Origin of the sequence: Kosakonia sp. (genome assembly GCF_032104925.1) — a bacterium.
GTDB lineage: Bacteria > Pseudomonadota > Gammaproteobacteria > Enterobacterales > Enterobacteriaceae > Kosakonia.
Window position 1 is genome coordinate 49,382 of the sequence record NZ_DAMCGF010000020.1, and the last position, 6,524, is coordinate 55,905.

Genomic DNA, 6,524 nt, shown 5'->3' on the forward strand with positions numbered 1-6,524 from the left:
GAGTGTGTGAAAAATTAATTCGCCTCGCAAATTAAAAGCGTATTTTCTGTGATTAAAATCACTAAGTATCGTCAATCACCCTCCCAATCACTGGCAAACAGGTAAAACTTATTTTATGATTAAAAATATCAGGACGGATTGCTCCCTTCTCTCTGGCGCGAACCAGGTTACGCTTAACGCTGAGTTAGCACGCATTCCGCCAACTTTCTTCATTTAACTTTAGAGGTGAACAATGAGACTGATTCCCCTGGCGACAGCTGAACAAGTCGGCAAATGGGCAGCCCGCCATATCGTCAATCGTATCAACGCGTTCAAACCAACCGCAGACCGTCCGTTTATTCTCGGCTTACCAACCGGTGGAACTCCGCTCACCGCGTACAAAGCGTTAGTTGAGATGCACAAAGCAGGCCAGGTTAGTTTCCAGCATGTTGTCACCTTTAACATGGATGAGTATGTCGGCTTGCCGAAAGATCACCCGGAAAGCTACCACAGCTTTATGCACCGCAATTTCTTCGATCACGTTGATATTCCGGCTGAAAATATTAACCTGCTCGATGGCAACGCGCCGGATATTGACGCAGAATGTCGCCGTTATGAAGAAAAAATCCGCTCTTACGGCAAAATTCACCTGTTTATGGGTGGCGTAGGCAACGATGGGCACATCGCGTTTAACGAACCGGCGTCTTCGCTGGCCTCGCGCACCCGTATTAAAACCCTGACCCATGACACTCGCGTGGCGAACTCTCGCTTCTTTGACGGCGACGTTAATCAGGTGCCGAAATACGCTCTGACCGTTGGCGTGGGTACGCTGTTGGATGCGGAAGAGGTGATGATCCTGGTGCTCGGCGGCGTGAAAGCGCAGGCGCTGCAGGCGGCTGTTGAGGGCAACGTTAACCACATGTGGACCATCAGTTGCCTGCAGTTACACCCGAAAGCCGTCATCGTCTGTGACGAACCGTCCACGATGGAGCTGAAAGTGAAAACGTTGAAATACTTCAACGAGTTAGAAGCGGAAAATATTAAAGGTCTGTAAGTCAGTTCCCGCTCCGCGAGGCGGATCCTGCGGAGCGGTATACCTAGTTAACCGGGGGTCGTTATGTATGCTTTAACCCAGGGCCGAATCTACACCGGCCATGAAATTCTGGATGACCATGCGCTGGTCATCGCCAATGGTCTGATTGAACGCCTTTGTCCGCTGGCTGAGCTGCCAACAGGAATTGAACAACGCTCGCTGAATGGTGCCATCCTTGCCCCCGGTTTTATCGACGTGCAGCTCAACGGCTGTGGCGGCGTACAGTTTAACGACACCGCAGAAGCCGTTAGCGTAAAAACGCTGGAAATCATGCAGCAGGCAAATGAGAAATCCGGCTGCACCAGCTACCTGCCGACGCTGATTACCACCAGCGATGAATTAATGAAACAAGGTGTGCAGGTAATGCGCGATTACCTGGCTAAATACCCGAATCAGGCGCTGGGCCTTCATCTGGAAGGGCCGTGGCTGAATATTGTTAAAAAAGGCACGCACAACCCGGAATTCGTGCGTAAACCTGATCCGGCGTTAGTCGACTTCCTGTGCCAGAACGCCGATGTGATCACCAAAGTTACGCTGGCTCCGGAAATGGCGGGCACCGAGGTGATTCGCCAGTTAGCTGACGCGGGCATCGTGGTTTCTGCCGGTCACTCCAACGCAACGTTAAAAGAAGCAAAAGCTGGTTTCCGCGCCGGGATCACGTTCGCCACACATTTATATAATGCCATGCCGTATATTACCGGCCGTGAACCCGGTCTGGCAGGCGCAGTACTTGATGACACAGACGTTTACTGCGGCGTGATTGCAGATGGCCTGCATGTCGATTACGTTAATATCCGTAATGCTAAGCGATTGAAAGGCGACAAACTTTGCCTGGTAACTGACGCGACAGCGCCAGCAGGCGCGAATATTGAGCAGTTCATTTTTGCTGGCAAAACAATATACTACCGTAATGGACTGTGCGTGGACGAAAACGGAACGCTGAGCGGTTCCTCCCTGACGATGATCGAAGGGGTGCGAAATCTGGTGGAGCATGTCGGCATTGCGCTGGATGAAGCGCTGCGTATGGCAACCCTCTACCCCGCTCGCGCCATTGGCGTTGACGAAAAGCTGGGAAGTCTCGCCGCGGGGAAAGTGGCGAACCTGACGGCGTTCACGCGCGATTATAAAATCATCAAGACCATCGTTAATGGCAACGAGGTCGTCACTGCATAAAGAGACGGTATGACATCAGGCGGACAAGCTCAAATCGGTAACGTTGACCTCGTAAAGCAGCTTAACAGCGCGGCGGTTTACCGCCTGATTGACCAACACGGCCCCATTTCGCGCATTCAGATTGCCGAACAAAGCCAGCTTGCTCCCGCCAGCGTGACAAAAATCACGCGCCAGCTCATCGAACGCGGGCTGATCAAAGAAGTCGATCAGCAGGCCTCCACCGGAGGCCGCCGCGCTATTTCCATTGTTACCGAAACCCGCAGTTTCCAGGCTATCGGCGTGCGCCTCGGGCGTTACGACACCACCCTGACCTTGTACGATTTAAGCAGCAAAGTGCTGGCGGAAGAGCATTATCCGCTTCCCGAACGTACCCAGGAAACGCTGGAACACGCTCTGCTCAATACCATCAGCCACTTTATTGAAACCAGCCAGCGTAAGATCCGCGAACTGATCGCGATTTCCGTTATTCTGCCGGGCCTGGTAGACCCGGAAAGCGGTGTGATTCGCTATATGCCGCATATTCAGGTTGAAAACTGGGCGCTGGTGGAAGCCCTGGAAGAACGTTTCAAATTGACCTGTTTTGTCGGGCATGACATTCGCAGTCTGGCGCTGGCCGAGCACTATTTTGGGGCAAGCCAGGATTGTGAAGACTCCATTCTGGTGCGCGTGCACCGCGGGACGGGCGCCGGGATTATCTCTAACGGGCGCATTTTTATCGGTCGTAACGGCAACGTCGGCGAAATTGGACACGTGCAAGTCGAGCCACTGGGCGAACGCTGCCACTGCGGCAATTTTGGCTGTCTGGAAACTATCGCCGCCAATGCCGCAATAGAACACCGCGTTCGTCACCTACTGGAACAGGGCTACCAGAGCCGCCTGACGCTGGAAGATTGCTCTATCAAAACCATCTGCAAAGCCGCCAACAAAGGCGATGCGCTGGCCTGTGAAGTAATCGAATATGTTGGTCGCCATTTGGGTAAAACCATCGCCATTGCCATTAACCTGTTTAACCCGCAGAAAGTGGTGATCGCCGGGGAAATTGTTGAAGCAGAAAAAGTGCTGCTCCCGGCCATTGAGGCGTGCATTAACACTCAGGCGTTAAAAGCGTTTCGCAAAAACTTGCCGGTGGTGCCTTCCGCGCTGGATCACCGCTCGGCGATCGGCGCGTTTGCTCTGGTAAAACGCGCTATGTTGAACGGTCTGCTGCTGCAACGTTTGCTGGAAAACTAACAGCGTCTATCGTTAATACTTATTTTTTTATCCGGACAGTCCATGACCATTCAGAATGTAATCTGTGATATTGACGGCGTGCTGATGCACGACAACGTTGCCGTACCGGGTGCTGCGGAGTTTATCTCCCGCATCCTTGAAAAAGGCATGCCGCTGGTATTACTGACCAACTACCCTTCGCAAACGGGCCAGGATCTGGCGAACCGCTTTGTCTCCGCGGGGATTGATGTGCCTGCCAGCGTCTTTTATACCTCGGCGATGGCGACCGCTGATTTTCTTAAACGCCAGGAAGGGAAAAAAGCCTATGTGGTGGGCGAAGGCGCACTGATCCACGAGCTTTACAAAGCTGGTTTTACCATTACCGATATCAACCCGGATTTTGTCATCGTTGGCGAGACCCGCTCCTATAACTGGGAAATGATGCATAAAGCAGCGTTCTTCGTGGCGAACGGCGCGCGCTTTATCGCCACCAACCCTGACACCCACGGGCGCGGATACTACCCAGCCTGCGGTGCGCTGTGTGCAGGTATTGAAAAAATTTCCGGCCGCAAACCTTTCTATGTCGGCAAACCCAGCCCATGGATTATCCGTGCGGCGCTCAACACTATGCAGGCGCATTCCGAACAGACGGTGATTGTGGGCGATAACCTGCGCACCGATATACTGGCGGGTTTCCAGGCCGGGCTTGAAACCATCCTGGTACTCTCTGGCGTGTCGCGCATCGATGATATCGACAGCATGCCGTTTCGCCCGTCGTGGATTTACCCCTCGGTCGCGGAAATCGACGTTATCTAAACTTCACCACGTCTTCGGGCGTGGTTTTTTATTTTCACCCCTGTCAAAAAGAACACCATTCAATAAAAAGCGCATTATTTTGCCGATTCATCAATAACAGAGTCTTATGCATACTCTTTTTTCAGCATTCAATAATCATCATTGCACTTTTTACTTTCAGCGCGGTAAAAGGCTTGCGCGCTGCCCCGTTTTTGCGGCATTTTGACTGCAAGCACACAACATTACAGCTTTGCACTCAAGGTTAACGGAGAAGTCTATGTGTTCAATTTTTGGCGTACTGGATATTAAAACCGACGCAGTCGAATTACGTAAAAAAGCGCTGGAATTATCCCGACTGATGCGCCACCGCGGCCCGGACTGGTCCGGTGTTTATGCAAGTGATAAAGCCATTCTGGCGCATGAACGTCTGTCTATTGTTGACGTTAACGCCGGGGCACAGCCGCTCTACAACGAGAAGAAAACACATGCGCTGGCAGTGAACGGTGAAATTTATAACCACCAGGCGCTACGCGCAGAATATGGCGACCGTTACGCATTCCAGACCGGTTCTGACTGTGAAGTGATCCTCGCGCTGTATCAGGAAAAAGGGCCGGAATTCCTCGACGACTTGCAAGGTATGTTCGCTTTCGCCCTGTACGACAGTGAAAAAGATGCTTACCTGATTGGCCGCGACCATATCGGCATTATCCCGCTGTATATGGGGCACGACGAACACGGCAACCTGTACGTGGCGTCCGAAATGAAAGCGCTGGTGCCGGTTTGCCGCACCATTAAAGAGTTCCCGGCAGGCAGCTACCTGTGGAGTAAAGACGGTGAAATCCGCTCTTATTATCAGCGCGACTGGTTTGACTACGATGCAGTAAAAGACAACGTGACCGACAAAGCGGAACTGCGCCAGGCGCTGGAAGACGCGGTGAAAAGCCATCTGATGTCCGATGTGCCGTACGGCGTGCTGCTTTCGGGTGGTCTGGATTCTTCGGTCATTTCCGCGATCACCAAAAAATTCGCAGCCCGTCGCGTTGAAGATCAGGAGAAATCAGAAGCCTGGTGGCCGCAACTGCACTCCTTCGCCGTGGGTCTGAAAGGCGCGCCGGATCTGAAAGCGGCGCAGGAAGTCGCCAACCATCTTGGCACCGTGCACCATGAAATTCATTTCACCGTGCAGGAAGGACTGGATGCGATTCGCGATGTGATTTACCACATCGAAACCTATGACGTGACGACGATTCGTGCCTCGACGCCGATGTATCTGATGTCGCGTAAAATCAAAGCGATGGGCATCAAAATGGTGCTCTCCGGCGAAGGTTCCGATGAAGTGTTTGGCGGTTATCTCTATTTCCATAAAGCGCCGGATGCCAAAGAGCTGCACGAAGAAACCGTGCGTAAACTGCAGGCCCTGCATATGTTTGACTGCGCCCGTGCAAACAAAGCGATGTCCGCCTGGGGCGTGGAGGCGCGTGTACCGTTCCTGGATAAAAAATTCCTCGACGTGGCGATGCGTATCAACCCGGAAGACAAAATGTGCGGCAGCAACGGCAAAATGGAGAAACACATTCTGCGCGAATGTTTTGAGTCCTACCTGCCGGCAAGCGTGGCATGGCGCCAGAAAGAGCAGTTCTCCGACGGCGTGGGTTATAGCTGGATCGATACGCTGAAAGAAGTTGCGGCGCAGCAGGTTACGGATCAACAGCTGGCAACTGCCAGCTACCGTTTCCCGTACAACACGCCAGCATCGAAAGAAGCGTATCTGTACCGCGAAATTTTTGAAGAGCTGTTCCCGCTGGCAAGCGCAGCGGAATGTGTTCCCGGCGGCCCGTCCGTTGCCTGTTCTTCCGCAAAAGCGTTTGAATGGGACGAAGCCTTCAAAACCATGAACGATCCGTCAGGTCGCGCGGTTGGTATTCACCAGTCAGCTTATTAATAAGTAATGGTTATTCTTACAGGCCCTGCGGGGCCTGTTGTTTTTTGTGCGCTGATTTAATGAATAAAATCAATTTTCGCCCAATAAAGCGTCATGCTGTTCGCAACCTAACCAAACAGTCACATTCCGGCAATTTTCGATGAAAAAGGTATTGACGCTGTAAGGCCCAATACGCATAATGCGCCCCGCAACGCCGATAAGGTAACGCGAAAAAAGATGGCTACGTAGCTCAGCTGGTTAGAGCACAGCACTCATAATGCTGGGGTCACAGGTTCGATTCCCGTCGTAGCCACCATCTTTTTTGCGGGAGTGGCGAAATTGGTAGACGCACCA

At 52.4% G+C, this 6,524-nt stretch carries 5 protein-coding genes and 1 tRNA gene; all 6 read left to right on the forward strand.

What is annotated here, in order from left to right; all coding sequences use genetic code 11:
* The first annotated feature begins 232 nt into the window (after positions 1-232).
* Positions 233-1,033 carry a glucosamine-6-phosphate deaminase gene (nagB, locus tag RT644_RS23430; RefSeq protein ID WP_017455911.1) on the forward strand — a complete coding sequence of 267 codons (801 nt, stop codon included), beginning with the start codon at positions 233-235 and terminating at the stop codon, positions 1,031-1,033.
* Positions 1,034-1,096: 63 nt separating this feature from the next.
* Complete coding sequence (nagA, locus tag RT644_RS23435) at positions 1,097-2,245, forward strand: N-acetylglucosamine-6-phosphate deacetylase (RefSeq protein ID WP_045509002.1); 1,149 nt, start codon at positions 1,097-1,099, stop codon at positions 2,243-2,245.
* 9 nt (positions 2,246-2,254) lie between these two features.
* Positions 2,255-3,475, forward strand: a complete 1,221-nt coding sequence (locus RT644_RS23440; protein WP_065368999.1) for an N-acetylglucosamine repressor — start codon at positions 2,255-2,257, stop codon at positions 3,473-3,475.
* Between the two features lie 42 nt (positions 3,476-3,517).
* The gene (locus tag RT644_RS23445) at positions 3,518-4,270 is read left to right on the forward strand and encodes an HAD-IIA family hydrolase (protein ID WP_020457025.1); all 753 of its coding nucleotides are present in this window, start codon (positions 3,518-3,520) and stop codon (positions 4,268-4,270) included.
* 256 nt (positions 4,271-4,526) lie between these two features.
* Entirely contained in the window at positions 4,527-6,191 is a 1,665-nt protein-coding gene (asnB, locus tag RT644_RS23450; protein ID WP_017455907.1) for an asparagine synthase B, read from the forward strand.
* Positions 6,192-6,409: 218 nt separating this feature from the next.
* Positions 6,410-6,486 (forward strand) — tRNA-Met (locus tag RT644_RS23455).
* Positions 6,487-6,524: the final 38 nt, after the last annotated feature.

What these genes read in the sequence shown, in the direction of transcription:
- nagB (WP_017455911.1), top strand. Translation starts at nt 233, where the DNA reads ATGAGACTGATTCCCCTGGCGACAGCTGAACAAGTCGGCAAATGGGCA.
- nagA (WP_045509002.1), top strand. Translation starts at nt 1,097, where the DNA reads ATGTATGCTTTAACCCAGGGCCGAATCTACACCGGCCATGAAATTCTG.
- RT644_RS23440 (WP_065368999.1), top strand. Translation starts at nt 2,255, where the DNA reads ATGACATCAGGCGGACAAGCTCAAATCGGTAACGTTGACCTCGTAAAG.
- RT644_RS23445 (WP_020457025.1), top strand. Translation starts at nt 3,518, where the DNA reads ATGACCATTCAGAATGTAATCTGTGATATTGACGGCGTGCTGATGCAC.
- asnB (WP_017455907.1), top strand. Translation starts at nt 4,527, where the DNA reads ATGTGTTCAATTTTTGGCGTACTGGATATTAAAACCGACGCAGTCGAA.